This window comes from Acidiluteibacter sp. (genome assembly GCF_055129545.1).
In genome coordinates, this window is sequence record NZ_JBSRUB010000035.1 from 21,980 (window position 1) to 48,455 (window position 26,476).

Consider the following 26,476-nt stretch of genomic DNA (forward strand, 5'->3'; position numbering starts at 1 on the left):
AAAAATTCAATGCCCAAACATCTCTTTGTTCCAGTTCAGGCAGATAGCAGACGATTTGCGATTAGTGATATTCACGGTTGTAATGCTACTTTCAATGCGCTACTTTCTAAAATTGAACTAAAGCCCACCGACCAATTGTTTCTGTTGGGCGACTTTGTAAATAGAGGCAATGAAAGCTTAAAAGTGATTAAAACCATTCTGACTCTTCAGGATGAAGGTTATCAGATCTACTGTTTGCGTGGAAATCACGAACAAATGATATTGGATGTATTGAGACGATGGCCGCTTCAATTAAAAGCGTTTTTAAAAAAATATGGCTCGGCTGATTTATTGAATAAGGAAGGCAGATTGCGATCTAAAGTATTTGATTTCTTGCAAGAATGCTTGTATTATATTGAATTAGACGATTACTATTTGGTTCATGCTGGATTTGATTTCAAATCTGAAAAACCATTAAAATCATTTTCAAAAATGCTTTCAATCAGAAAATATACCCCTGATTACGAAAAGATAAAGCATAAAAAAATAGTACACGGACATTTCAGGCATTCACTAGATTATATAGAAAATCAAGCATCTGAGAATAAAATGCTGTTGCCCATCGATAATGGATGTAGTGCAAAAAAGATCAGGGGACAGGGAAATTTGGTGTGCCTAAATTTAGACACATTAGAAATTCTCAGTCAAAGAAACATAGAGCCTATAAAAGAACCGAAAGAGTAACGCAACTTTTTAAAATCCATTAAAAATTGAATTGACCCACAAGTTAATTCTTTAAACCAAACTGCTTCTCCGCCATTTCAGTAATGTCCTCTCCGATAGCTAAACATGCGGTGGCTGCGGGTGATGGCGCATTCAAAACATGAATACAATTATCCTTGAATTCAATTTTGAAATCCTCAATCATTTCTCCATCTTCTCCTAAAGCCATTGCTCGCACGCCCGCTCTGCCTGGCTGTAAATCTTCCATTTTTAAGCTAGGAATCAGTTTTTGAAGTGTCTTTAAAAATAGAGGTTTCGAAAATGCTCTGCGGTATTCATCTAACCCAAACTTCCAATGCTTGGCGAATAATTTCCAAGTACCACCGTAGCTCAATGCATCGGCAGTATCTGCTAAACTAAAATCTGTCTTTTTGTAACCTTCGCGTTTGAAAGTGAATACAGCATTGGGTCCACACTCTACTCCACCTTCTACCATTCTAGTAAAATGAACGCCTAAAAATGGAAAGGCTGGATTTGGAACTGGATAAATTAAGTTCTTCACTTTGTGCATTCCTTGCTCCGACAAGTCGTAATAATCGCCTCTAAATCCAACGATTTTTAAATCAATGTCTACATTATCCTTCTTCGCTAAACGATCAGACTGCAATCCACCACAGAAAATAACGTGCTTGGTTTCGTATTCTCCTTTATTGGTCTTTATAGTGGCTTGCCCATCGTGATGAATAATCGACTTAAATTCTTCGCCTAAACTCACTTTTGACAATGGCTGCTTTCCTATTGCTACCTCAGCAAAGCGATTGGTTGCTCCTACAAAATCAATAATTCCTGTACATGGCACCCAGATTCCTGCTATGCCTTCACAAAATGGTTCAATATCTTTCACTTGTTTGCCATCAATTTTCTCTATTCCTTCTGTATTATTAGCAATACCATTATTGAAAATTTTGTCCAAAAATGGCAACTCAGATTTATCTGTGGCGACTACCACTTTCCCACATACATCATGATTGACTTTGTAATCCTTTGAAAACTGAACCAATTCATGACGCCCCTTTACACAGTTAATTGCTTTTTTAGAACCAGGCTTATAGTATAGTCCTGAATGAATTACTCCAGAATTATGCCCAGTTTGATGACCCGCCAACACTTCCTCTTTTTCTAGTAGTAATATTTTAAGGTTAGGAAATTTATTTTGCAGTTTATATAAAGTCGCTGCTCCTACTATTCCTCCACCAACTATGGTGATATCGTAAATCTGATTTGTATCCAATGTGATCTGTTTTGAAGCCCAAAATTAGGACTACGATTTTTAATACTAAACTCCTTCGATTACTTTTTGTTTTGGGACTCTCCACAACAATAACAATCCAACGATAAAAAAGATGCCTAAAGCAAAAATAGAATTTCGCATTCCTCCTGTCACTCCTTCAATAAAACCAAACGAGAATGTCCCGATTACGATTCCTAATTTCTCCAACACATCATAAAAACTAAAGTAAGAAGCATGATCTTTCGTTTCGGGCAATAATTTAGAATAAGTGGAACGAGAAAGCGACTGAACCCCACCCATTACAAAACCAACTATTGCTGCAATAATATAAAATTCAACAGGTTCATGAATAAAATAAGCTCCAATACACACGCCTACCCAGATTACTAAAGAAACGGATAATGAGGTGACATTTCCGGTTCGTTTAGACAACCAAGAGAAAAAGTAAGATCCGGCTATCGCTATAAATTGAATGATTAATACGGAAACAATCAACCCAGTTTTGGCAGCTCCATCAGCTCCCCAATTAATTTCTTTTGCAGCAAACAAAGTGGCCATCAGCATCACGGTTTGAACCCCCATACTATAAACAAAGAAAGCCGTCAAATAGGTTTTAATTCGTTTTAACCCTCTTATTTCGGCACCTACTTTTTTCAACTCTCTCCAACCTCGCCAAAGAATGTGATCATCCTTCTCTGGTGGGTTTCCGATCCTTTTCGGCAATCGAGCATATGTAATTTGGCTAAAACCAACCCACCAAAGCGCGACAGATAAGAAAGCGAACTTTGCAGGCATTCCAAAAGCCATGATTCCAACCAAATTCCCAATTAATAAAATAGAACTTCCTAAATATCCCAATGAATACCCTTTAGCTGAAATTCGGTCGTGGTCTTTTGGTTCAGCAATGATGGGCAAATATGAATTGTAGAATACTATACTTCCCCAAAAGCCAACGCTTGCTGTCATTACAGGAATCATACTCCACTCGAGAGCGATTACATCAAAATAAAACAAGGATGCACATGAGATGGCACCCAAGTAGCAGAAAAATTTTAAGAAAAATAATTTGTTATCAATGTAGTCAGCTATCCCTGATAAAATAGGAGAAATAAATGCAACAATTAAAAATGACAGCGATATAACGTATGAGTATAACTCCGTATTTTTAAATTGATGACCAAAAAAGGTTACTAAATCGCTTGTTTCTCCTGTTGTAGAAGTCGTGGTGGTAACAGCCTCATAAAACATGGGGAAAATGGCCGTGGTAATCACCAATGGATATGCAGAGTTTGCCCAATCATAAAACGTCCAGGCATTAATGGTTTTCTTATTCCCTTTTTCCATTGAGTTGAATTAATTTCAGGCAGCAAATTAGCAATTCTGTCTGAAAATAGAATGACAATTTATATAAAATCTAAATCTAACTTTTGCTTCAAGGTCAATAAGCTAGGATTTCGTTCAATCATTTTTTGAAATTTCTCTGCATCTGTATAAGCTTTTCGTTCCGTCATGTCCCGATTGATGGTTACTTCAATTGTTATGGCTGAGTTTTTCAATTTTGATCTCAAAATATCGTGCATATCCGGTCGAAAAACGAGCACCTCCTGTTCTTGACTTTTATTTTCCACCAACATATTCACTTGGTTCCCTTCTCGAACAGGAGCCCGCTCTCGCATAGCAGAAGTTACTAGAGAACTTCCTTCTTTTCCTTCCTTTTCGAATTGATCCATCAATTCTTTCCAAGCCTTCATGAGGTCTTCATTGGAATATACCTCCGACATCAAAGGAATAGCATTAGCGGAATCCTCTGATTCGTTATTTACCTCAGCTATTGGTTTTTCATTGAGCATATCGCCCAAAGAAGCAGAGACACTTGGTATTCTTCTCTTTCCAGAGGCTGTGGTTCGTGGTTGAGATGTTACCTGTGGTGGTGGAGCTTGAGGAGCCTGTTTTTCTTGTGGAGGAGTTGATGCTGTAGTTGGGTTTGCACTTTCAGCAGCTTTTGGCTCTTCAACGACTTTTTTTGACTTTTCTATTTGACCTTCAATAACTTCAACCTTCTTGCTACCAGGCTTTATATTGGCTTCTACCTTAAATCCGTCATTTTTTTTTTCAACCGTAGTACCTAAACCACCGTTTGTAATCGAACACAATTGCATGAGACAGAGCTCAATGAGTAGCCGTTGATTCTTGGCCCCCTTAAACTGCAAATCGGCTTGGTTGCACAAGCTTAATGCTTTTAATAAAAATTGACCATCAGCAGCCTTCGATTGTGTCAGGTACTTTTCTTTAATATTCGCTCCTACTTCTAACAATTTGATGGTGATTTCATCTTTACTCACCAATAGGTTTCTCAAGTGTTCTCCCAATCCTACAATAAAATTATGTCCATCGAATCCTTTGTTTAGGATTTCATTATAGACCATTAATGTCTCGGGAATTTTATTGGTAATCAACAAGTCAGTTACCTTGAAATAGTAATCGTAATCTAATATGTTGAGGTTTTCAATAACATGCTCATAAGTCATATTATTTCCTGAAAAAGAAACAATCTGATCAAACATAGAAAGCGCATCACGCAAGGCTCCATCTGCCTTTTGAGCGATAATGTGCAATGCATCTTCCTCTGCCTTAATTTTTTCTTTCTCTGCAATTCCACCTAGGTGGTGTGCTATGTCTTCAATTTGAATCCGATTGAAATCAAAAATCTGACAACGAGAAAGTATGGTTGGTATAATCTTGTGCTTTTCTGTAGTTGCCAAGATAAATATAGCGTGTTTGGGTGGCTCCTCTAGTGTTTTCAGAAAAGCATTAAAAGCTGCATTAGACAGCATGTGAACCTCATCAATGATGTAAACCTTGTGAGATCCTAACTGAGGAGCAAATCGAACTTGATCTACTAAGTTTCGAATATCATCAACGGAGTTGTTGGAGGCTGCATCAAGCTCATGCACATTTAGCGATTGTCCTTCGTTAAACGAATTACAAGATTCGCATTTGTCGCAGGCCTCTATGGTCTCTGTTCGATTAAAACAGTTGATGGTTTTGGCTAAAATTCGAGCACAAGTCGTTTTTCCAACTCCTCTCGGACCGCAAAACAAAAAGGCTTGCGCCAAATGACCAGTCTTTATGGCATTCTTTAAAGTACTCGTAATGGACTGTTGTCCAACTACAGTATCAAAAGTAGCTGGTCTATATTTACGTGCTGAAACAACAAAATTCTCCATTCAATCCTTCTCCTTTATTTGCGAAAACAAATATATCATTTATCTTTTTCGGTAAATGGGTTGTTGAAAAGTTATATGGGTTTTAATAAGAATAAGTCTACACTGAAAAAGGAAGTTTTCGATTCAATCTTCACAAAAAGAATTTCTTAACCAACGACTATGTATTTAACAGAAGTTTTATTCCCTCCACTAATCAATGTGATGAAATAAACACCCGGCTGAAGACTTTCTATCTTTTCCAACTTCATTTCCATTGCTTCATTCCCGTTTAGCATTTCTTCATGGAGCAAAGTTCCATTTAAACTATGAATCATTAAAGTCGCTTTCCCTTCAACTAATCCATCAACCGCAAGCGTCAGGTCTGATCCATTTCCGGGATTCGGATAAATATTCGCTTTTAATAATTGATTACACTTCAAATCATTATCAGAATTGAGCGCTACTATATCAAATACTTCTTTCGATCCATTATAATCCGTTTGGGTAAGTCTGAAATACATGGTTCTATTTACCTCTTCTAAAGAATAGGAGTAATTGTAATGCTTAATATTTGATGAATTGCCTGCACCTTTCACTTTAGTTATCTCTGAGAAGACTCGACCGTCTAATGAATACTCTAATGTGAAGTAATCATTATTGATTTCACTTCCAGTTGCCCATTTCAACTCAATGTTCTTACATGCAATACGACTTACTGAAAAATCCAACAATTTTATCGGCAACCCACTTCCAGTCCCATATTCACAAGGCCCAGGAGAACAAGGAGATGTCGACCCAAAGATTGAGGATGAATTTCGAATATCTACCTCTCCATTGGTTTGTAGATTTCCTGTCCCAGTAATAACAGCTGAATTTCTTGAAGTTAAATCGCCTGCTACAACGACATTTCCGTCCAGTTGAGTGGTGTTATCATTTCTAATTTCTAAATCCCCGTTAATGAACAAAACGGCACAACTCTCAATGGTTACTTCTGCAAAATTAGAAAAGCGGACGTCTCCATTCACAATCATTGTATCACATCCTTTTAATGTAAAAACTCCAAAATTTCTAATTTCTAAATCTCCACCAATCACTACATTTCCTGAAACGGTAAATATTCCAGTCCCTCGAACATCAATATTGTAATCGGTTCCTCCGGCAGGATCGGTAATCTTTCCCGCATCGGTTACGGAATAATTCCCATTATTGATATTCAAATTTTTATTCAAAATCATGTTGCGATTAATGGTCGCAGTACCTCCGTCAGCCGGCACACCATTATTCCAATTCCCTCCAGTGTTCCAAGCGCCAGCTGCGGTTGTAACCGTCGTCTGAGCGTTTACACTTTCTATTGCAATAAACAGCAAAAATAGCTGTACAAAAATTTTCATTTTTAAGAATTTAGGTGTTCAATTGCATCTACGTAAAAAATGACAACAAAGATTAAATAACAACACTAGGCAATTTACTTACGAAATTAGGGATAATTTCAATCAGTGATTTGCTTATTAGCACAATAACACATAGACGACTTATTTATTAAACCTAAAAGAATACAATTTGTTCCCACATTTGATGATTTAATGATCCTCCTCCCAATTAACAACGTCTGACTCAAAGAACACCTCAACTATGGAGTAGTTCCCTCTCATTCTACTTTATTGAAAACATAGATTATTTAAAATCTATTGTAATCTTAATAATTTGGATCAATTTAATTACGACCATTCACGTATTGCATCCGGGGTTTTAAATGGCGCACTTTAAACTTCATTTTAAAATCAACTACTATGAAAAATTCAATTAAAAGGACATTTCGAATTACCCTATTCTTTAGCTGTTTAGCCATCGGATTTATCTCGTGTGACAAAGAGGAAGAAACTCAACCAGTAACACCACCGGTTGTTACCCCAAAAGACACTACTAAAACCGACACAACTACTGCACCAGTGGGAACTCAATTTTGGATTGGTGATGGATCTGTAAAGTGTACCCCGTACACCTTAAATTTCAACACCACGCTTAGCTTACTAAACATCAATACTGAAAAATGCTACAATGAAACGTTCCGACCTAACATAGCTTTTTACTTCAATACTTCTACTTTTGGTGTTGGTAACTTTACTATTGTGCAGAAGAATTCTCAGAATTTAGGACCGAACGAAGTCAATCTCTCCATTTCTCAATATAACTTCAAAAATTATGTAGGAACAGCAGGAACAGTATCCATCACCAAATACGCTGCAGATACTAGTAAGTGGGTGGCAACTTTCAATCAATTGGATTTATACAGCAGCACCGATAGTATGAACTATACCTTTACAGGAAGAATAGAGAATTTCTAATAAATTATTAGCATCCTTCTGTTCGCAGAGGGATGCTAATACAATTTGCTCAGGCTTTTAAATAAGTCCCTCCAATTGACATTACCATAGTTCTTACCCATTCGCACAATGATTAAGTTTTTAGTAAGATTGACATATATAAACTGACCCAAAATTCCTTGCGCTACAAACTCTCCTTCATTGCCCATTAACCACCATTGGTATTGATAACGAGCTGAGCTGCCTTGAGAGGTATCCACTTTTGTTGAATTCTCGATCCATACCTTGGAAACAATCTGCTTTCCATTCCACTCTCCTTTATTGAGCATCAATCGGCCTATTTTAGCAAAATCCCTTGCCCGTGCATTGATGCAGCAATAGGTTTTTTCCAAGCCGTCTTTTTCTCGGTCTAAACTCCAACTAGCATCATACTCCATCTGCAATGGGGTCCAAATTTTTTCTTGCAAATACTGCGTAATGGTTTCAGTTTTGATGGCTCGCTCCAACACCAATCCTAACAATTGAGTCGTACCACTGGAGTATTTAAATTCTGTTCCGGGCTCAGTGTCTAACTTTACCTTCTTCAACGCTTTTCTGAGATTGGTACCATAATAATAGGTAGCCGCATCGCCAAACGGATTCACATAACTTTCGTTGTATTTCAAACCAGAGGTCATTTGCAACAAATGCTCTATGGTCACTTTTTCAAAACCATTGTCTTTTAATTCAGGAATGTAATTGGTGATTGGTTCTGATACATTTTGGATCAATCCATCGTCGATGGCGCAACCAATCAATAAAGAAGTAATGGACTTTGCCATAGAAAACGAAGTGGTGATCGACTCCAATTCGTATCCATTCATGTATTTTTCATAATGAATGGTATCGTTTCGGATAATCATGAAAGCCACCGTTTTTTTGTCGGCTAAAAACTCCTCGAAGGTAATTTTCTTATCTTCTACCGTTACCGATTTCGGAGTGACTCCATTTTCAGCTACTGCAAATTGGTAGGGAGTTGAACTAGCTTCTAGCGGTCGATTTTCAAACTTTTTGTAATCGTCTATATCTGCGAAATTATAGATGATAAAACGGCCAACTTTACAGGCCGAGAACAATTGAATAAACACAAAAACAAGGACAATGGGAGCGATTCTTTTCATAAGGAAAAATTAGGAAATAAATCTGTAACTTTATTTTTAAAACCTACCTTGATGAAAAAGCTAAAAATTATATTCTTTTTAATTCTAACGACCTACTTAACAAACTCATTTTCACAAGTTCAAATTGGATCAAGTATTGTTGGAGATAGTATACGACAATATTTAGGAAATAGCGTATCAATGCCTGATGACAGGACACTTGCAATTGCATCTCCTAGTCTTAGTGTATGGAAAGGATTTGTTCAAATTTATCAACTAAAACGCACAGGGTGGGTACAAAAAGGCAATAATATCTATGGAAGCCCCCTTAGTCAGCATTTCGGCACATCCATTTTCATGCCTGACACTAACACTATTGCAATTGGAGCAGCAGTTTCAGGCATAGTTCAAGTTTATAAATGGAGCGGTGCGGCATGGGTACAGAAAGGCATTACTATAAACAGTGCAGGATTTCATACCAGGATAGGAAGATCTATACACATGCCTGATTCCAACACAATAGCAATAGGAGCTCCATCTCCTGACAATTTATTACCTGGAAATACTCGAATATACAAGTGGAATAGTGTTTCGTGGGAACAGAAAGGAAATGATATACTAGGTGTATATCCTGAGCTACAATCAGGAACTTCTGTTAGCATGCCCGATCCAAACACTATAGGTATAGGTGCTACTGGCGCTTATGGCAGTGCTCGAATTTATACTTGGAATGGGACAGACTGGACTCCAAAAGGTCTAAAAATTACGGGTGAAGCCCTAGGTGATAAGTTTGGAAGCGCTATTTCAATGCCAGACACCAATACGATAGCTATTGGGGGGCCATACAACGATGGAAATGGATCAAACGCAGGTCATGCTAGAGTTTATGTATGGAATGGCCTTTCATGGGCCCCAAAAGGGATCGATATTGATGGAAAAGGAATAAACCACCAATTTGGCTCATCTGTTGTGATGCCAGATCCAAACACACTTGCTGTAGCAGCAGTTAATATATACAATACCATTCCGGGGACCGTAAGACTGTATAAGTGGAATGGCAATGCTTGGATTCAAAATAGCAAAACTATATATGGAAATGGATATTATGACAGTTTTGGATATTCTATCAGTATGCCCGATGTCAATAATATTGCTATTGGAAATCCTTATGATACTACAGTTTCAGTTGGTTCAGGAAAAGTAATGGCATACTCATTTTGTAACACATTGGACACCGTATCCATTCGAACATGTAATCGATTTACCTCACCAAGTGGTTTAACATGGAGCAATTCAGGTAGCTATTTGGACACCATACCCAATTCGAAGGGGTGTGATAGTATGATAAGGTTTAATGTAACCCTCAGAAAAATCAATGATGGGATTCTCAACTTTGGAACTTCATTGGCAGCAAGTTCTTTTTCCGGAACTTATCAATGGATGGATTGCAACAATAACTTAACTGCAATACCTGGAGCCACCAACCAACAATTTACCCCTACAGCACCTGGATATTATGCAGTTCAAGTTACGGATCTTGGATGTACAGTAATGTCCAATTGTGAGTATGTAAATACAGTAGGCTTGAATGAAAACTATTTGGACAATATTAAAATTTCTCCTAATCCGACCAATGGGGTTATCAATATAGATTTTGGCACCAATAATCTCAACGTTGATATTAAGGTGAGTAGCATAAGTGGAAAGTTGGTTGAACAACTACTGAATGTAAATTCCAATAGAACTAGGATTGATTTATCAGATAATCCTGTAGGCGTTTATGTCATTACAGTTCAGAATAAAGACTTTGTTCGCATATTAAAAGTAGTTCGGAATTAAGATTCGCTGTGCATAAAAAACAAAGTTGGATTTCTCCCTTCTTTATTTTATCGCAGGCTTGCACTTTTTTTGCCGCAGGGTTGAACTTGTCCGCCTTTTCGGAGGAAACCACTGCGGAGCACATCCTGCTTTTTCAGAACATCCTTCGGAGCTGAAACTTGCAAGTGTTTTTAAAGCCGGTGCTGGAGTAGACACTAAATCTGAGAACTTTAACCAAAGTCCTCACAACCTAAAATTTCAAGTTTTCATTTCTGAAAAAAAATAAAAAAAACCAACCCTAAAGTTGGCTTTTCCTTTTCTTTATTTTGTCGCAGGATTGCAAATGCCTGCGGAGCTTCTTAGTTTTAATGAACATCCTGCGGAGCAGGAGTAGCTTTGCCATTTACGGCCAATGCTTGTAATGCTGCTCCTGTCATATTAAAGGTTATAATTTTTACTGCTGCAGCTTTCACTGTGGCAGGCGTTTGATTTCCATTTTGGTCAGCTATCACCAAAGTTGCAGTATCCATAGCGGCGGTTATAGCCCTTCCACTGCTTCCTTCAATTCGTACTTCAAACGAGTAAATAGCCGTTTGATCCAAATTAGGAATTATTTCTGATAGGCGCATATTTATACCCACGTTAAAATCTTCAGGGCTTATGTTTTACTCCATTGCATAAAAAAACCAACACTAAAGTTGGTTTTCTCTTTTCTTTGTTTTGCCGCAGGATTGAACCTGTCCGCCGCTAGGAGGAAACCACTGCGGAGCACATCCTGCTTTTTAGAACATCCTGCGGAGCCGGTATCTAAATATTTGGTTTTATCTTAGAATACGGAGCTGAGTAGCAGATTACCATTTCTTAATTACCTTCTGAGAATTATCTTTACTAGGAAACAGAAGTTGCAAGTATTTTAAGATATCAATATCTTTAACGTACTGCTCTGTCCTTAATGCTATACCGTTTTCGACAACCTGAATAACAGCTAAGTCTCCATTCTCGAGATAAGCAATATTTTTGCCCATTGCTTTATTATTTACATAATCGGTCGTACTTCGGATATTACCATTTTCCCACCAAGTAATTAGCCTACCTTGAGCAAGTCCATTTTCGTATTGAGCTTCATATTTAAGATGGTTTGTCTCAAAAAAATAATTTCTATCAAACCCACTGATCTTACCCTCCTTATAAACAGTCTCTTTTAGTGGATAGCCATTAAATTTAAACTCTGTAATTAATCCATGTAATAAACCATCTTTATATGAACCTATCTCCACCTTTTGACTTGGATCATTTGTATAATACTTAAAATAAGAACCATTTCTTTTACCATTAAAAAAAATTACTCTTTCAACAATCTCAACATACTCATCATCATAGCTTTCTCTTCTTGTGAAGTTATAAACACTATCAAAAATCTTATTATTGTCAAACTTCAACTTATATAATTGATAGCCTCCTAATTTAGCAAATCCAGATTTCCACAACAAATTGCCATTTTCAAATTCAACATTAACAGAATCTAAAATTTCATATCCTGTAGAGTCTTCAAAGTATATTTTTGGAACATAACCAATGACTCCATTAGCGAGAGTTTTATAAGAATTGTCTTCATAATACAATCCATCAGTTTTATTTAGAAAAACTTGTCCAAAGACAAAAGTTTGGAAAAAATAAAAAAAATGTAAAATTATAATTTTGTTTCTCATAATATTATCTAGGACCTTCTATTATAGGTTCATGTGAAATCGTTCTACCATCTTCTGTTTTAATTCTTCCTTCAGTAGTGCCACTTACTTTAATTACTGGCTTCTGAGCACCGATAACGCCAGTTTTCAAACCTGAATTACCCATAAAAGATCCTTGTTTATCGGGCGCATACTGGCCATCAGTTGTATGTCTATCTCTTTTATCTTGAGGAATATTATCAAGTTCTTCAGGATCATCTTCAGGTATTTTACTCTTATCCCAAGTATAAATGCGTGTAGATCCTTTTTTAATAACCTGATCATTTTCACTTCCATCATTATTACTATAATGAGAATTTCCATCTTCTACGTAGAAAGTCGAATTTTCAGTTTCCAGTCCAATAAATTTTTCCCGTTCCCTATCAGATAAAGCATTTCTATCTGTACCAACATAAGAAACATTAATATTACCATCCTTATCAATGTCTACATTACTACGATGTACTAAATATTGTGCGTTCTCTGTCCTATTTCCTATCTGATAGTCTGCCATTATTGTTATCTCTGTTTTATATAAATCTCCATTATTATAATAATCCGTAACTTTTAATTCTTCTAAACCTTCTAAATCTATTGCTTGGATTGGAGTATTTCCTGCAAATTGGTAAGGAGTATACCAAGGGTAAGAATGTGTCAAAGGATCAACAGCAAAGAACCTTCCTAATCTTGGATCATACATTCTGAATGTAAAATTTAAACTATTACCACTTCCTTTCACTTCATCGTCTCTTTCTTGTCCGTTAAACCCATAGGTGTAAGCCTTTAGGCGAAAAAAATCGCTGTACCCTTTCTTTTCTAGAGCTTCCCCAAAAAAATTGGAGTTCACTTCTAGAGCATTTCCTTGGTCGTAGTATGTAAGTTTTAGACAGCCCATTTGCGTTTTGCAAGATACTTATTTATGTCTCTTTTTCAGTTTTTTGGACTGGGTTTTTAGTTAAGTAGCACAAGCAGCTGTGCCACTATTTCAAGTATTAATACAATGATTTCTAAATACTCTTTCCAAGCTCCATTTTTGTTTTTTCTATGTTGTTTCATAGAAGTTATATCATTTAAGAAGCGTTTGTTTTAAAGTCGAGTAAACTTTTTTTTCGGTGCTAGGGATTGGACTCTTTTTTAATGAAGAAGTTTTGGTTTGTGCGGTGGGATTTTGTGCGACTTCTTCTTTAAAATTGAGTATCCAAGTGCGGCACTAACTTGGATAAAAGCCCTTCACTTAATCGCACGCGGAAGGTTAGCACCAACTTTCCCTTTTCTTTTTTTAACTGGGGTTTTCATTGTTAACTGTGGGTTGGATTGTGGGTAAACACAGGAAAAACAGCCTTGAGCTAAACGGCTGGGCAAAGGCTGCAATGAGAGAGGAACGAACGGATTGCGGACTTTGACCAAGCTTCGCGAGCCGCTCTGCGAGTGGAACAAAGGTGGGGCAAGTAAAAGCATGAGGAACGAATGCGACTTGCCGCTATGTAGGGACTTTAAAAAACGGAGACACCTTTAAAAAATAAACATGAGGGTCGAGGCTTTTTAAAGACCCGGACAAGGCTTACCTTACTGCCGGTAGGCTAATCAATAAGGTCAAGCCGCAGCCTGTAGTGACCCGCAGGCGAGCAAAATAATTGCAGGCGGTGGATTGTTCTTGCGGCTGAACAAAACGGAGCTTTAGCGAAGTGGAGAGAAGCGGCAAGACAAGACAAAGTAGCCTGCTGTGAAGACTGATTGAGGAACGCAACAAGCATGACAAGCTGTGGAGCTTTAGCGGAACACCCGAAGGGCAGAACAGCTCTTTTTTTATCCTTTAAAAATCATCATTCCTAAAAAATGTGCTGTACTGGCTTGGCGAGATTGTTTGCTGACGATTGAAGGCGGAACACCGCTTTTCCTGTTCTATTTAATAATGATATCTGCATTGAAGAACCCTTATTTGCCCCTCTTCCATTCGATAAACTAAACGGTGTTCTAATGTAATTCTTCTTGACCAATAACCTGATAATTGGTGTTTCAGTGGTTCTGGAGAACCTGTTCCCTTGAAAGGGTCGCGATCAATGTCTTTCAACAAACCATTAATCTTCTTTAAAATTTTCTTGTCGTGACTTTGCCAATATAAATAATCATCCCATGCTTGATCTAAAAATACTACTTCCATTAATTTAATAAGTCTTTGACCTCTCCTTTGCCTGCTTTATCCATTTCTATGGCTTTTAATAAGCGTTCTGCATTTTTTGGACTACTCAATAAATGAAAGGTTTCTTGCATGCTATTGTATTCACTTTTACTTATCAATACCATATCGTTTCCTTTTGGTCTTTTGATAAATAAAGGTTTTCTCATACTAAATACTTGCTCAAAGTAGGCTTTCATATTTTGCCTAAAGTCGGTTAGTGTTGTTATTTCCATAATTAAAATCCTAAAAACTCGGTTCTTGCAAAGGTAAGCATAAATGTACAGATACCTGTACGTTTTTGAGTTTTATATTTTTCTGCCTTTTTATCAAAACGGATAAAACTCATCAATATCTTTCTGTAAATCTTCTGTGTGATTTACTAAATATCCTTCGGTTGAACTTACAAATCGGTGTCCTGCCATGTATTGAACTTGTCTTAAATTAAACTGCTTCAACCAATGCGTAATCACAGAAGTCCGAACTTGTTTAAAGTTGATGAATTCTTTGTTTTGCTCTTTAATTTCTTGACTCAATCGTTTCCAAATCTCTTTGCAATTTGTTCTTGTATTTTCAGCTTTTCCAATTGGTGGTGTACTGATAAATAAGTTTTTATTGTCCGTGTTGCAAAACTTTAACAGCTCTTTTCTGGTGGTATATTGGTATTCCATCAACTCAATAATCTGGTTTGATTTCAGCTCTAAAGTCCGTTCGTTGCTCTTTCTTCCTCCACCAATAAATACTTTTCCTTCCTTCAGTTTCAAATCATTTAGTTGCAAATTATTTACTTCTGGAGTGGTTAATCCTTGATTGATCATCAAGCTCAAAATGGCTTTATTTCTAGCTTTACTTAGTCGATAACTTTTAAACCAATTTCGATTAGCTCGTTCATCTTTTTCATCAGGAATTTTATAATCGTTGTAAAGTTTATCCAATTGTTGTTTGTCTAAAATTGGATAGAGCTTTCTAGATTTCGTGCCTCTTATTTTTAAGTGCTGTATGGGATTTTCTGTTCGATGGCCATCGTCTATTTGATAGTTAAAAAACTGCTTGATTACATTCAATCGAATACTTCTCGTTTTATTCTCCTGACCTCTTTTTTGCAAGTGGCTTAAATAACTTAAAACCTCTTTTGCTGTGGCGGTTTCGATTGCAGTTCCATCTTCATCCAACCAAGCTAAAAAGTCCAGTGCATACGTATTGTAATGATCTACTGTTGACTTACTTTTCCCATGACTTTGCAAGTGTTCTTTAAAGCTCCGCGCCATTTTGGGTTTCAATTAGATGAGTATATATTTGAGTTGATTCCAATGTTGCATGACCTAAGAAGCGTTGAATTTTGTGCAGATCCATTCCATTCTGTAAAAGGTGTGTAGCAATGGAATGTCTTAACGTGTGTAATCCAACCTCTTTTTGCTGCAATCCTGTATTTTCAACCAATACAACCAACTTTTTTAACCTACCATACAAGCTGCCGCCCGTCATTACTTTGCCAAACATTCCAATAAATAATGAACTGCTTTTATTGGTTTTTATCAAACTTGGTCGGTGATCATAGACATATTCTTGTAAGATTTTAGAACTCGATTTGCTAAATGGAACTAACCGTTCTTTGTAATTCTTCCCTTTTCGTACATGCAAAATTCTTCGATCAAAATTGATGTCATCTAAGGCTAAACTTGCCCCTTCTCTTCTTCTAAGACCACAAGCGTAAAAAACTACCAACATCGCTTTATCTCTAGCATTAAACGCTTCTTGTTTGGGGTGCAAAGTTTCTTGGTTGGTCACTTCAAAAAGCTGTTTGATTTCTTCTTGTGTTAATACGGTAATGTTTCCTCTGTCTAGTTTTAGTTGCTTTAATGTTACGGGTGGTATTCCTCGTGTTCCTTTGTGAATCAAAAATTCGTAGAACTTTTGGATGGCTTGTATTTGCTGATTGATATACACATTTCCAAGTCCTCCGCCTCTTCGTTGATTGGGTCTCGAACTGATGTGATTGAAGTAATTTTTATAGTCTTGGGTTTGGATTTGGTTAATCTGATTGCAGCCCTGCTGCTCTAGAAAATACAAGAATTCTCTAATGTTGTGCGGCATGTTGTAAACCGTCATTGGATTATACCCCAGAATGTCCAACCACTCTTTAAAAGCAATTTGTAAATGTTCGTAGCTCGCACTTTTTAGGACTAAAAATTTCATGGTCATATACCTTTTGGTGAACTTCTTGAACTACTCTTTTACCGCTTTGATTTTCTTTGCTTTAGATGGTTCATTCTTGCTTTGAACCGCTTTTGAACGTTCAGTCTTTTCTTGAAGCAGATTTTTCAACTTTTCCAAGCTCTCTTCTAAGGCATTATTGACTTTTTCTTTTAATTGTCGGTATTCTTCGTAACTCGTTATTTCGTATTGATAACCTTGATTTTTGTTTCCCTTTACTCGTTTCAAAAAGTAATTACTGACTAAATTGATTGTCCATCTTTTTTGATTGCTCTGGTTAATTCTCAGCTTCTTTCTGATTTCTATATTGCTAAAGGATCTCTTGTTTTCTACTTCTAAATAAGCTTTGATTTGTTCCAGGTAGTTTCGGCAAGCTCCATTTAATTCGTCTGATTTGCGGAGCAGGGTTTCCTTTAACAATTGGTTGGCTGCTTCTATGTCTTCCAGTGTTGTTTCTATATAAAGTTCTCCTGTTTCTTCATCTACTTTTTGTTCTCTCTGGTGTTGGTGGTAAAAAGTGATGGCTTCAATGAATTGCAAATAGTGATTGTTCGTTCTTCTAGGTTTAAATACTTCTTTCGGGATTTTTAATAATTGAGCAAACGGATTAATCACTTTTATAGGCGATAAAATGCGCTGACAGTTGCGCAGTAAATCAGCAGCTTCTTCTTGCTGCACATGATTAATTTGTCCCGCCGACTCGGCACGTTGATAATCCATGATTCGCTGATCTTGTTCTTCTGATTCATCCAAGTAAATCAAAAAAGACCGATTGGAATTGTCTTCATAAATCTGCTCTTTGGTGGTGCAGCCACTCACACTTACTGGACCTTCTACCACCAAATGAATGGTTTTGGTTTCTCCTTTGGTGTTTTTATGTGCAATGGTTTTGGAGATGCGTTTTTTACTCTGTAATTCTCTCAGTGGATAAAAAGAGTTTTCTGCTCCGTCGAGATCTTCTATGAGTATGAGTTTGTTTTTTAACTCTCGTTGTCCAAAATAGTAAAAGGCGTTTTCGGATAAGGTGGTAATTTCTATTTTATCTTCTTCTGGTATCAACTCGCTTACTTTTTCTTGTAAATGGGTTTTTCCTGTGCCACTTGCTCCAAGGCTTACAATGTGTAGCGGTTGATTCTGTTTTCTACTGGTAAAAATCAAGTACATCATCAGCCTGTTGTTTTCTTCGCCGATCATTCCTGCTTTTCCAATCATTTCATTGGTCTTTTCAAGTAGATTAGGTTGCTTTAAAAAGTCTGCAGCAACTCGCTGCTGATCTGCTGTTAGTTTTGGACTTTCGTATTGTTTATTCTCTGCCTGCTTTATTTGGTTGATTCTGTATTCTTCTAATGTTCCGGTTAGTTCGGCAATACTTGCAGCGATTACACTCGTTCCAATCTCCAACTTTTCAGCGGTTCTTCTGATTAGTTTCTCACAGGCTAAATCATTGTATAAATCCAAATTGTGGCGAACTGGTGGAACAGCACTTCCGTTCAGCTCAATTTTCAATGTCGTTCGCATTCTGTCCAAGCCATCTAATTTTATTCCGCCCAAAACGGTTAGTTTTAAAAGATCATTTTGGTAAATCAGTGATTCTGGATTCGTGTAGTTGAAGTTTTTTGCTGCCATGTTGAAAAAAAGATTCTGTAACTATTAGATACAAATCTATCTGATTATTTTCATTTACGCAACTCCTATTGGATTTAATTATCTCCAATAATTACGTAAATTCGCTTTATCATTACATTTTAGTGACTTTTAATCGCCTTTTAGATATATGGAAACAGGAAGTATTATTACAGACTTAAGAAAACAGAAGAATTGGTCGCAGACCGATTTGGCTGATAAAAGTGGTATTTCTAGAGTAATGATTGGGAAGTACGAACGCAATGAGGCTAGCCCTTCTATTGAAGCCGCTGGGAAGATGGCTGAGGCCTTTGAAGTTTCTTTGGATTACTTGGCAGGCAAAACTTCAATTGAATTAAATGAAAGCACTTTAAGCAGAATAAGAGAAGTGACTCAACTACCTCCTGAAGAACAATCACAAATTTTTAAAGTAATGGATGCTTTAGTTAGAGATTATAAGGCTAAATTAGCTTACATATCTTAAAAACTAAATAAAAAACGCTAGAGCTTTATTTTGATATTCACCACATCATATTTTTTCTTCCTATTATCAATCTTGACCTTTTGTTTAAAAGTAGGTTTACAAATAACATTCTATTATAAAATATCTACTAATTTAAATGTAGGAGAACACAAGTTTCATGTTTTTATTAAGTCCTACATAAAAGCTTGTCTATTTGCTCTGCTCCCAGAAGCGAAAACAGAAGTATATATTAACTTGCGTAAAAGCATCAACAGAACACTAACTTTAGCATATCTATTTATAATTCTAGGCATCATTACAACTTAGCATGAAAACAGGAACACTAATAACTCTCATTACATTATTCACTAGTACGATAAGTATGAGCAACCATAGCGCACAAGGAGGTAAATCAAGTAATTTATTAGATAACACTCTGTATAATTACACAGATACTATTAACTCATTTGAAGTCCAACTGCCTATTGAATGGAATATAATAAGAGAAAAGAAAGAAAGAGGAGTTATTGCTATTTCTAATGAAAAAACAAAAGCACAATTCAATCCTAATATAACTGTAATCAAAACACCTCTCCCCGAAATAACTCCTGAACAATTTCAGGAGTCATTATTAAATAGTTTAAATTCTAGATACAAAGATTTAGAAGTAATCACAACAGGAATAAATGGTAATAAGGTATCTATTTCCTACAAGATGAAGGTCAAAGAAGTCGCTTTACATGGAACATCAGTAAATTATCTTTCCAATTTATCAAACTACTCCATAACCTGCATATCAGTATCTAGTTCATTCCCAAAATATGCGAACCTATTTAAACAAGTAAGCAATAGCTTAATAATAAATTAAAACATTAATTAATGCCCCGTATCTTCGATATAGCTCTGGTCAAAACCTATATCAAGACTTACGGATATACCTAATCCAAAAGCACCACTAAATCCAAAACTCCAATAATACCCATCGCTTGAAGTCGGCGTCCCATTATCTCCCATACTTGTAGTTTCTGTGTAAGTAGTTGCAAGAATATGACTCGATCTTTGAACTTGAATCTTACTTTTTTGGTTAGTTGCTTTATTTCTTTCATATGAAACACTTTCTGTACCTCCAACAAATAAAGAGAGAGACTCCGTAGAACTTAATTTAGAAACAGTTTTGTCTTTACTCGCAGCATAAGGACTAAAATTAAGTCGTGTTGGACCTGTGGGGTTACTTTCAGAAAAGTCTTCTCCCGTATATTGAGCCTCAACATTAAATTCTGCCACAGTTTCTACATCAGTTCCACTTTCATATCCAATTTTACCTCCTGCAAACTTTGCACTTGCCTTCAATTGACTTCCTGCCGTTATTTTTGCATTAAATTTAACGGTTGGATTGAATGATGATATATAATTTGAAACATCATCATATACTTCAATTGCCCCTGCTACAACATCATCTAGAGTCTGTAGAGATTTATCAATTACATCAGGATCATCACAAGGGGTATCAGGAGGGCAATCGCCGTCTGGATCATTTAATAAAACGGGATTATTATTCATAGACAGATAAGGACTCTGCCATGGAAGGGCTTTAGTTTTAGGATCAACGCTGAGCCAACGTCCTAACCTTGGGTCGTACTGCCTAAAGGTCGTTGTGTAAGAGTTTCCACTTCCACTCACTTCATCATCCCTTTCCATACCGTTAAAGCCATAAAGGTATTCCCCTTGTGCTTTTTGAGTGGTATTTATTAAGGTCAGTTTATTTACATTGGGGTATTTGCTGAACTCATAGCGTTCAGTTTCTTGGTCATAGTTATAATATGATAGTTTTAATGCTCCCATTTTGTAGGTTGCAAGATACTTAATATTAAATATTGTTCAGTAAGATGTAATGAGATTTTTGCAGTTTTGGGCTTAGTTCCGCTCTACGATGTGGGTATAAATTTGAGTGCTCTCTAAGCTGCTATGACCTAAAAACAGTTTTATATTTTCCATTTCCATACCGTTTTGAAGTAGATGCGTTGCGATGGAGTGGCGTAAGCTGTGCAAGGTTATTTTTTTGGCTCTTATTTGTTCGTTTTCGCTTTGGTTCTGCAAGTAGTTGAAGTTTCTAAGTAATGAGCCTGCCCGATAGATAAATAAGCGTTTATGAGGTGTTTTTAAGCGGTTTCGGAAGTTGTAAATATAATCTTGTAAATCTTTGTAAACTCCTTCGCTCATTGGGATTATTCTGTCTTTGTAGTTCTTTCCTTTTTCTACAAAAACGGTTCTGTTATCGAAGTTTATATCATCTAATTTTAGTCGGTGTCCTTCGCTTCGTCTAAGTCCACAAGCGTAATAAATGGCAAAGACTAATTTCAATTGATAGTGTATAATTTCCCTTTGCGTAAATTTTAAGTTTGGGTAAGTGTTTTCTATATCGTTGTAAAGTTCTTTTACTTCTTCTTGGGTCAGTATTTCAATATCATCAATTCTTTGTTGCTTATCGGGTGTTATTCTGTGATGGGTTGGGATTGGTGCGGTTTTCATTCCGTTTTGGTGTAAGAACTCCAACAGCTTGTCGACTGCAATAAAATTGTGGTTCATGTGGGCTACTCCAATCAGCCCCTTTTTTCTTTTGTTTGGTCGGTGTTCTAAATGAGCAAAATAGGTTTTTATGTGGCTTCGGTTTAGGTCGGTTATTCGGTTAATATTTTGAGTTAAGAGCCATTCTATAAAATCTCTAATTCGATTCGGGTATTCGTTTACAACTCCATCGGAGAAGCCTAAAGTATCTAACCAATTTTGATACGCTCTAATAATTTCCCTGTAATTTTCATTCATTTTAATACGGATGAAGTTTAGCAATATCATTAGTTAAGCCTTCTACATTATTCGATAAATAATTTTCTGTACTGCTTATATATCTATGCCCTGCGAAGTATTGAGTTTTTCTAAGTCCAACCGTTTTAAGCCAAATTGTAATTACCGAAGCTCTTGTTTGTTTGAAGTTTAAAAAGGTTGGTTCTATGCTCTTTACTTGCTTGGTCAATGGTTTAAATACATTCATTAAGCTGTTATTATTGGTTTTCTGCTTGCTGTAATCGGGAAGCGGTAAAAACAGTTTTTCGGTTTCGTCTGTAAAGTGTTCTAAAATTTGAGGTCTTATTTCGTTTTGGTAGTGTATCAATAAGCCTATTTGCTCGGCTTTTAATGGTAGATTTCTGTCATTGCTTTTTCTTCCACCTCTTATTTTTACTGTTGCTTTTTGTAGGTCAATATCTTGTAATAAAATGCCGTCAATTTCTTTGGTGGTCGTTCCTTGATTCAGTAAAAGGCTTAAAATTGCTGTGTTCCGTTCTTTGCTTAATGCTGTTCGTTTTCGTTGATTCTTGGGTAAGTGGCTATTATCAAAGTTCTTTACAAAAATGTGGTAATAGTTATCGTAAAGCTGTTCGAGCTGTTCAGCGTTAAAGGTTCTATGAAGTGTCTTTTTTTTCGTTCCTCTCATTTTTAAAAACAAGCAAGGGTTTTCCGTTATTTCTTCTCTTTCATATAAAAAAGTGAAGTAATGATTTAAAGAGATTAAGTGCATTTTTCGGGTTGTGTTTTGCTGTTTCTTTCTCTTTTTCAAGTATTCTAAATGGTTTAATATATCGGCTTTGGTTATTTGGATAGCTTCTTTTTTGATTCGCAGAAAGAACTTTTCTACATCGGTTCGGTAGCGAATGATTGAACTTATTGCAAGGTTTTTCTTTTGCAGATATTCAGTAAAGGCTTTTAGTTCGCTTTCGCTCATAGTTGTTTTAAATTTCATCTTTTTAGGCTTTTAATGATTTATTTTGTTGTCGTCCTACTGTTTTTCTTTGTGGTGGCTTAGGTTTGAGAGTTGGACAAGGGGTTTTGTCCTACTGTCTTACTATCATTTTTGAGTGTGTAATAAAGTTGTCGGTTTCTCTTTTTTCGGTTTAGCGTTCCTTGTTCCCATAAGGTTTTTAAGTGCCTTGCTTCGGTGCATTTGCTTCTGCCTGTAATCGTTGTAAAGTGGTGCGGTTGATATTCTCTTTTTGGTTCTTTGGTTTCGAGTTCTAAGAGTAGTTTTAAGGTGTGTTTTTCCTTTTCATCAATGCGATTTACTTTCTTAATTCGTTCAGGTGCTTTTTTGATTTTGTCAGGGTCGGTTTTGCTCTGCTCATAGTTTTCTGCAAGTCGGTAGATGTATTGGCTATCTATCATTTCACGTTCTAATATTTTCTTTTCCCACAAGGTTTTTAAATAAACGGCTTCAAGTCCGTAGCTTCTGCCTGTTAACTCTGTAAAATCGTTGGGTTGATATTCCCTTTTTGGTTCTTTAGCTTCAAGTTCTAAGAGTAGTTTTAAAGTGTGTTTGTAGTTGTCTGTTATTCTTACTCGCTTTGATTTGGGCTTTTGTTTTGGTTCTTTTTTCTCTTCCCTTTTTGGTTCTTCCTTCGGTTCAGCTTTCGCAGTTTCCTGTTTTGGTTCTTCTTTTATTTTGGTTTGCTTTTGGTGTTCAGACTGTATTTTTTCAAGGGTATTTTTTAGGCTTGTTTCTATTCCGCTTTGTAGTTCGTTAAGTTCATTTAGGTTTGAGATTTTATAGCGATAACCTTCTCGATGCTTGTTGCCCCCAACAATTTGTAAATAGTGGTAGGTGGTTAGTTCCTGTAAATAGCGGTTTAAGGTTCGGGGATGTATTCGCTTGACTTTTCTAATGTCTAAAGCGGTAAATTCATTGGCTTTTGCATCGGTTAAGAACTTTTGCAGCCAATTGTAAAATCCCCTTGAGGTAGTAGAGAGTTCATCCGCTCTACGGAACAGGCAATTTTTAAGCAAAGAGAAGGCTAAAGCTATATCATCAGGATGAGTTTTAATAAAAATTTCTCCTGTGCTTTCGTCTGTTACTGTTTCTCGTTGATATTGGAAGAAGTAAGTAATAACATCAATAAAGTTGAGCAACAATAAAAAGGTTTTTCTTGGGTGTGGTAAATCGTCAGGCAATTCAATAAGCATAGCAAAAGAGTTGATAATGCTAACATTGTGAAGGTTTGCCAATACACATTTTAATTTTCGTTGAGTTTGTGAGATGTCTAAAGGGTTTATTAATCCTGCTCTTATTCGTTTTTGGTAGTTCATTATATTTTGATCTTGGGCTTGGCTGTGGTTCAGATGCAAGCACAAAAAAGGCAGACTTAATTGGTCGTAATTCTTTTCGGTGTAGGCACAAGCAATTAAACAGAGTTTTCCAATAATTTCAAAAGAGGTGGTGTGTAACATTCCGTCTTTGTCTTTGGTGGCTCTTGTTTTTATCAATTGTTGTTGAGTTTGTAAAGTGGCTAAAGGGTTTAACATTTGGTGTGTCCATTCTAAATCTTCAATAAACATTACTTTACCGTCAATTTGATGGCTATCGAAGTAAAAAAGAGCGTTTTTACTTATTTGAGTGTGGTAGCTAATTTGGTTTTTTGGCATACATTCCGAGAGCTTTTTAATGAGGTAGCTTTTACCAATTCCACCTTTTGCCAAACAGAGAACAGAAAACGGATTACTGAACTTATGGGAAGCCATCGACAAAAAGAGAATTAAAGCGTTTTCATCTTCTCCGAGTATTCCAATTTTTTCAAGGTCGCTTTGTAGGTTCTGAACTAAGTTTTTATGAGCCAAATACTTTTTGGCTTCTTGTTCTTCTTCTTCGCTTTGTTCAAATTGGGCTGCTTCTTTTCGTTGTGGATATTTAAGTTTTTCTAATTTGTAGCTTTCAAGCTGTGTTATCATCGAATGAACCGAGCCTGAACAGTCGGTAAGTTGCAAATTCCATTTATCGCAAAGGGTTCTGATTAGTTTATCGGTTTGATGGTCGTTGTATAAATCAAGCGTAGTTCTAAATGGTGGGTAATTCTCAAAACTTATTCTTAAAGTGCAAATCATTCTTTCAATTTGCTGTGTGTCCACTCCGCCCAAAAGGTCAACGGTCAAAATCTTATCTGAATAGGTAATAAATCGAGGGTTCAAAATTTGTAAATCCTTCATCATTTTTATTGCTTTAGTGCTACTTTAAAGCATAAAAAAACGAAGGAACAGAGGAAGAAAACAAATAAAGAAATCAACAGGGAGAAAAAGAGGAAATCCCCAATTCGCTTGGGTTTAGGCGTGTTTTAAGGGTGGAGAAAAAAGCCCCAAAAAAAGAGAAAATAAAAGCCCCAAAAAGAAAAAAAGAGAGAAAATAAGCCCGAAAATAAACCATTAAAAACAAAACTCCCAAAAATCAAAAAAAGCCCCCAAATTGACTTTAAAAGTCCAAAAACGGAGAACTGAAACCGAGCCGACCAAAAAGCGAAAACAACACTTCTAAAAATAAAAATCGAACGGACGGAAGTCCGAAAAAAAGCCCAAAAAAATGCCCTGCGAAGCAAGGCAAAAGAAAAGAAAAAAAGCCCCAAAAATCAGTCTGAAAGTCAGACTTATAAACGAACTAAAAAAAATCCCAAATTCCGACAAGTCGGAATTAAAAAAGCCTCAAAAAAATTAGTCCAATATTGGACTAACAAAATGATGAATTAAGGCAAATAATCGCCAAAATTAAGCCGTCAAAAGCCGACCAAAACAACCAAATCAAAAAGCCGACAGAATGGCGGAATTGTTAATAAGTGAATCAAGTAAAAGCGTTCAAGAACAAGTCAAACCGAGCCGAAAAGATAAAATTTAGTCAGCTTAAAATTAGAAGCTAAAAAATGATTAAATCGAAGCTGAAACCGTCCAAAAATAGTTTTTAAAAGTAAAAAGTCAAATGGCGGAATAACCGCCAAAAAAGCCCCAAAAAATGCCCTGCGAAGCAGAGCAAAAAGAGAAGAAAAAAAGCCCCAAAAAAATGTAATTCCGCAAAACGGAAGAACTCAAAAAGCGACTAAGAAAAAAGCCCAAAAATTTAGCGACTAAAACAGATGATTAGAGCAATTAAAAACCAAAAAAAGTCCTCTCTTGCCGATGGCAAGAAAAAGAGAAGAATTTAAAAGAAAAAGCCCCAAAAAGAGAAAAAACAAGAACAGAAACCAAGCCGATAAACCACAAAACCAAAACCCTAAAAAACTAAACCAAAAACAGCAAAAAAACACCCTTAAAACACGCCTAAACCCAAGCGAATTGGGGAAGGAAAGGACAGGAAGGAAAAACACACGGAAAAGCAGAGCAGCAAAGGGAAGGCGGAAGATTTAGAGTTTTGTTAATAAGTTTTCTGTTTCAGCAGCTTTGAGCGGAGCGAACAGGACAAAAAAGAAGCCCAAGCGGTAAACTTGGGCTTTAATTATCAAAATTCTACATATTGCTTTCTTAGGTTATACCTATTATACCAACCTCTCTTTTTTATTTCTTTCTTGAATTTACTATGACAGTAGTCTTCTTTTAGGAAATAATCAATCCTTAGTTTTTTTGATTTTTCAGTTGGTTCAATCTCGAAATTCAGAATGACTGCTTGATAAGGTAAAATACATACTCCTTGATAAGCTCCGATTGCACCATCAATCATTGAGTATTCCTTTGAATAGAAGATATTGTAAATTGTTTTTTCTCCCTTTTCGTTGTATGGAACAAGTGAAGTGGGAATACTATCATTCTTCATCGAATAAAAGGGAGAAAGCAAAAGACATAAAACACTATCGCCTTTGTTAAATAATGCTGCACTATAAACATTATTATCAATTTTTTCTATATCAACTATAATAGATGTTGTTGATTGACTGTTCCCATATTGAAAACATAAAAGAAGAATTCCTATTAAAAAGATTAATTTCCTATTCATT

24 protein-coding genes are annotated in these 26,476 nt (G+C 36.3%); 6 read left to right on the plus strand and 18 right to left on the minus strand.

The genetic code is table 11. The annotated features are described in order from the left end of the window. The first annotated feature begins 9 nt into the window (after nt 1-9). Nucleotides 10-723, plus strand: coding sequence for a metallophosphoesterase family protein (locus ACTB0X_RS16605; RefSeq protein WP_463026157.1), 714 nt, complete (start codon nt 10-12; stop codon nt 721-723). Between the two features lie 43 nt (nt 724-766). Here the strand turns inward: ACTB0X_RS16605 and lhgO are convergent, their stop codons facing one another. From lhgO to ACTB0X_RS16625, 4 genes are all read right to left on the minus strand, one after another. Beyond that, nucleotides 767-1,993, minus strand: a complete 1,227-nt coding sequence (gene lhgO / locus ACTB0X_RS16610) for an L-2-hydroxyglutarate oxidase (protein ID WP_463026158.1) — start codon at nt 1,991-1,993, stop codon at nt 767-769. A gap of 45 nt (nt 1,994-2,038) precedes the next feature. After that, nucleotides 2,039-3,337: an MFS transporter gene (locus ACTB0X_RS16615; RefSeq protein ID WP_463026159.1), complete on the minus strand. Its 1,299-nt coding sequence runs from the start codon at nt 3,335-3,337 to the stop codon at nt 2,039-2,041. A 59-nt stretch (nt 3,338-3,396) separates the two neighbouring features. Then, a complete protein-coding gene (locus tag ACTB0X_RS16620; protein WP_463026160.1) occupies nt 3,397-5,220 on the minus strand; it encodes a DNA polymerase III subunit gamma/tau in 1,824 nt (607 codons plus the stop codon). A 146-nt stretch (nt 5,221-5,366) separates the two neighbouring features. Further along, nucleotides 5,367-6,590 (minus strand): T9SS type A sorting domain-containing protein, encoded by a 1,224-nt coding sequence (locus tag ACTB0X_RS16625; RefSeq protein ID WP_463026161.1) that lies wholly within the window; start codon nt 6,588-6,590, stop codon nt 5,367-5,369. 399 nt (nt 6,591-6,989) lie between these two features. On the opposite strand from ACTB0X_RS16625, the gene ACTB0X_RS16630 reads away from it, so the two are divergent. Continuing rightward, a complete protein-coding gene (locus ACTB0X_RS16630; protein ID WP_463026162.1) occupies nt 6,990-7,544 on the plus strand; it encodes a hypothetical protein in 555 nt (184 codons plus the stop codon). 35 nt (nt 7,545-7,579) lie between these two features. On the opposite strand, the gene ACTB0X_RS16635 is transcribed toward ACTB0X_RS16630, so the two are convergent. After that, nucleotides 7,580-8,683, minus strand: coding sequence for a serine hydrolase domain-containing protein (locus ACTB0X_RS16635; RefSeq protein ID WP_463026163.1), 1,104 nt, complete (start codon nt 8,681-8,683; stop codon nt 7,580-7,582). Nucleotides 8,684-8,734: 51 nt separating this feature from the next. Here ACTB0X_RS16635 and ACTB0X_RS16640 point away from each other — a divergent pair, with 51 nt between their 5' ends. After that, nucleotides 8,735-10,501 (plus strand): T9SS type A sorting domain-containing protein, encoded by a 1,767-nt coding sequence (locus ACTB0X_RS16640; RefSeq protein ID WP_463026164.1) that lies wholly within the window; start codon nt 8,735-8,737, stop codon nt 10,499-10,501. Between the two features lie 344 nt (nt 10,502-10,845). Here the strand turns inward: ACTB0X_RS16640 and ACTB0X_RS16645 are convergent, their stop codons facing one another. The 8 genes from ACTB0X_RS16645 to ACTB0X_RS16680 form a co-directional block, all read right to left on the minus strand. Next, complete coding sequence (locus ACTB0X_RS16645; RefSeq protein ID WP_463026165.1) at nt 10,846-11,109, minus strand: hypothetical protein; 264 nt, start codon at nt 11,107-11,109, stop codon at nt 10,846-10,848. Nucleotides 11,110-11,331: 222 nt separating this feature from the next. Next, complete coding sequence (locus tag ACTB0X_RS16650; protein ID WP_463026166.1) at nt 11,332-12,189, minus strand: toxin-antitoxin system YwqK family antitoxin; 858 nt, start codon at nt 12,187-12,189, stop codon at nt 11,332-11,334. Between the two features lie 4 nt (nt 12,190-12,193). Beyond that, on the minus strand, nt 12,194-13,102 hold the full coding sequence (locus ACTB0X_RS16655; protein ID WP_463026167.1) for an RHS repeat-associated core domain-containing protein: 909 nt from the start codon (nt 13,100-13,102) through the stop codon (nt 12,194-12,196). A 1,011-nt stretch (nt 13,103-14,113) separates the two neighbouring features. Beyond that, nucleotides 14,114-14,368: a Txe/YoeB family addiction module toxin gene (locus ACTB0X_RS16660; RefSeq protein ID WP_463026168.1), complete on the minus strand. Its 255-nt coding sequence runs from the start codon at nt 14,366-14,368 to the stop codon at nt 14,114-14,116. After that, complete coding sequence (locus ACTB0X_RS16665; protein ID WP_463026169.1) at nt 14,368-14,619, minus strand: type II toxin-antitoxin system Phd/YefM family antitoxin; 252 nt, start codon at nt 14,617-14,619, stop codon at nt 14,368-14,370. The genes ACTB0X_RS16660 and ACTB0X_RS16665 overlap by 1 nt, the downstream gene beginning before the upstream one ends. 93 nt (nt 14,620-14,712) lie before the next feature. Further along, complete coding sequence (locus ACTB0X_RS16670; RefSeq protein WP_463026170.1) at nt 14,713-15,651, minus strand: tyrosine-type recombinase/integrase; 939 nt, start codon at nt 15,649-15,651, stop codon at nt 14,713-14,715. Then, a complete protein-coding gene (locus ACTB0X_RS16675) occupies nt 15,635-16,579 on the minus strand; it encodes a tyrosine-type recombinase/integrase (RefSeq protein ID WP_463026171.1) in 945 nt (314 codons plus the stop codon). Before ACTB0X_RS16675 ends, ACTB0X_RS16670 begins: the two co-directional genes overlap by 17 nt. A gap of 30 nt (nt 16,580-16,609) precedes the next feature. Beyond that, a complete protein-coding gene (locus tag ACTB0X_RS16680) occupies nt 16,610-18,223 on the minus strand; it encodes a hypothetical protein (protein ID WP_463026172.1) in 1,614 nt (537 codons plus the stop codon). A 148-nt stretch (nt 18,224-18,371) separates the two neighbouring features. On the opposite strand from ACTB0X_RS16680, the gene ACTB0X_RS16685 reads away from it, so the two are divergent. Further along, entirely contained in the window at nt 18,372-18,704 is a 333-nt protein-coding gene (locus tag ACTB0X_RS16685) for a helix-turn-helix domain-containing protein (protein WP_463026173.1), read from the plus strand. 307 nt (nt 18,705-19,011) lie between these two features. Then, the gene (locus ACTB0X_RS16690) at nt 19,012-19,551 is read left to right on the plus strand and encodes a hypothetical protein (protein ID WP_463026174.1); all 540 of its coding nucleotides are present in this window, start codon (nt 19,012-19,014) and stop codon (nt 19,549-19,551) included. An 8-nt stretch (nt 19,552-19,559) separates the two neighbouring features. Here the strand turns inward: ACTB0X_RS16690 and ACTB0X_RS16695 are convergent, their stop codons facing one another. From ACTB0X_RS16695 to ACTB0X_RS16710, 4 genes are all read right to left on the minus strand, one after another. Next, complete coding sequence (locus tag ACTB0X_RS16695; protein WP_463026175.1) at nt 19,560-20,525, minus strand: RHS repeat-associated core domain-containing protein; 966 nt, start codon at nt 20,523-20,525, stop codon at nt 19,560-19,562. A 72-nt stretch (nt 20,526-20,597) separates the two neighbouring features. After that, a complete protein-coding gene (locus tag ACTB0X_RS16700; protein WP_463026176.1) occupies nt 20,598-21,506 on the minus strand; it encodes a tyrosine-type recombinase/integrase in 909 nt (302 codons plus the stop codon). Nucleotide 21,507: 1 nt separating this feature from the next. After that, a complete protein-coding gene (locus ACTB0X_RS16705; RefSeq protein ID WP_463026177.1) occupies nt 21,508-22,479 on the minus strand; it encodes a tyrosine-type recombinase/integrase in 972 nt (323 codons plus the stop codon). Nucleotides 22,480-22,538: 59 nt separating this feature from the next. Continuing rightward, nucleotides 22,539-24,713: a hypothetical protein gene (locus tag ACTB0X_RS16710; RefSeq protein ID WP_463026178.1), complete on the minus strand. Its 2,175-nt coding sequence runs from the start codon at nt 24,711-24,713 to the stop codon at nt 22,539-22,541. A gap of 951 nt (nt 24,714-25,664) precedes the next feature. On the opposite strand from ACTB0X_RS16710, the gene ACTB0X_RS16715 reads away from it, so the two are divergent. Next, nucleotides 25,665-25,892 (plus strand): hypothetical protein, encoded by a 228-nt coding sequence (locus ACTB0X_RS16715; RefSeq protein WP_463026179.1) that lies wholly within the window; start codon nt 25,665-25,667, stop codon nt 25,890-25,892. Between the two features lie 91 nt (nt 25,893-25,983). Here the strand turns inward: ACTB0X_RS16715 and ACTB0X_RS16720 are convergent, their stop codons facing one another. Next, nucleotides 25,984-26,475, minus strand: a complete 492-nt coding sequence (locus ACTB0X_RS16720) for a hypothetical protein (protein WP_463026180.1) — start codon at nt 26,473-26,475, stop codon at nt 25,984-25,986. Between the last annotated feature and the right edge of the window lies 1 nt (nt 26,476).

Coding starts and splice junctions, on each gene's coding strand:
- ACTB0X_RS16605 (WP_463026157.1), top strand. CDS start 10: ATGCCCAAACATCTCTTTGTTCCAGTTCAGGCAGATAGCAGACGATTT.
- ACTB0X_RS16615 (WP_463026159.1), bottom strand. CDS start 3,337: ATGGAAAAAGGGAATAAGAAAACCATTAATGCCTGGACGTTTTATGAT.
- ACTB0X_RS16620 (WP_463026160.1), bottom strand. CDS start 5,220: ATGGAGAATTTTGTTGTTTCAGCACGTAAATATAGACCAGCTACTTTT.
- ACTB0X_RS16625 (WP_463026161.1), bottom strand. CDS start 6,590: ATGAAAATTTTTGTACAGCTATTTTTGCTGTTTATTGCAATAGAAAGT.
- ACTB0X_RS16630 (WP_463026162.1), top strand. CDS start 6,990: ATGAAAAATTCAATTAAAAGGACATTTCGAATTACCCTATTCTTTAGC.
- ACTB0X_RS16635 (WP_463026163.1), bottom strand. CDS start 8,683: ATGAAAAGAATCGCTCCCATTGTCCTTGTTTTTGTGTTTATTCAATTG.
- ACTB0X_RS16640 (WP_463026164.1), top strand. CDS start 8,735: ATGAAAAAGCTAAAAATTATATTCTTTTTAATTCTAACGACCTACTTA.
- ACTB0X_RS16645 (WP_463026165.1), bottom strand. CDS start 11,109: ATGCGCCTATCAGAAATAATTCCTAATTTGGATCAAACGGCTATTTAC.
- ACTB0X_RS16650 (WP_463026166.1), bottom strand. CDS start 12,189: ATGAGAAACAAAATTATAATTTTACATTTTTTTTATTTTTTCCAAACT.
- ACTB0X_RS16655 (WP_463026167.1), bottom strand. CDS start 13,102: ATGGGCTGTCTAAAACTTACATACTACGACCAAGGAAATGCTCTAGAA.
- ACTB0X_RS16660 (WP_463026168.1), bottom strand. CDS start 14,368: ATGGAAGTAGTATTTTTAGATCAAGCATGGGATGATTATTTATATTGG.
- ACTB0X_RS16665 (WP_463026169.1), bottom strand. CDS start 14,619: ATGGAAATAACAACACTAACCGACTTTAGGCAAAATATGAAAGCCTAC.
- ACTB0X_RS16670 (WP_463026170.1), bottom strand. CDS start 15,651: ATGGCGCGGAGCTTTAAAGAACACTTGCAAAGTCATGGGAAAAGTAAG.
- ACTB0X_RS16675 (WP_463026171.1), bottom strand. CDS start 16,579: ATGAAATTTTTAGTCCTAAAAAGTGCGAGCTACGAACATTTACAAATT.
- ACTB0X_RS16680 (WP_463026172.1), bottom strand. CDS start 18,223: ATGGCAGCAAAAAACTTCAACTACACGAATCCAGAATCACTGATTTAC.
- ACTB0X_RS16685 (WP_463026173.1), top strand. CDS start 18,372: ATGGAAACAGGAAGTATTATTACAGACTTAAGAAAACAGAAGAATTGG.
- ACTB0X_RS16690 (WP_463026174.1), top strand. CDS start 19,012: ATGAAAACAGGAACACTAATAACTCTCATTACATTATTCACTAGTACG.
- ACTB0X_RS16695 (WP_463026175.1), bottom strand. CDS start 20,525: ATGGGAGCATTAAAACTATCATATTATAACTATGACCAAGAAACTGAA.
- ACTB0X_RS16700 (WP_463026176.1), bottom strand. CDS start 21,506: ATGAATGAAAATTACAGGGAAATTATTAGAGCGTATCAAAATTGGTTA.
- ACTB0X_RS16705 (WP_463026177.1), bottom strand. CDS start 22,479: ATGAAATTTAAAACAACTATGAGCGAAAGCGAACTAAAAGCCTTTACT.
- ACTB0X_RS16710 (WP_463026178.1), bottom strand. CDS start 24,713: ATGATGAAGGATTTACAAATTTTGAACCCTCGATTTATTACCTATTCA.
- ACTB0X_RS16715 (WP_463026179.1), top strand. CDS start 25,665: ATGGCAAGAAAAAGAGAAGAATTTAAAAGAAAAAGCCCCAAAAAGAGA.
- ACTB0X_RS16720 (WP_463026180.1), bottom strand. CDS start 26,475: ATGAATAGGAAATTAATCTTTTTAATAGGAATTCTTCTTTTATGTTTT.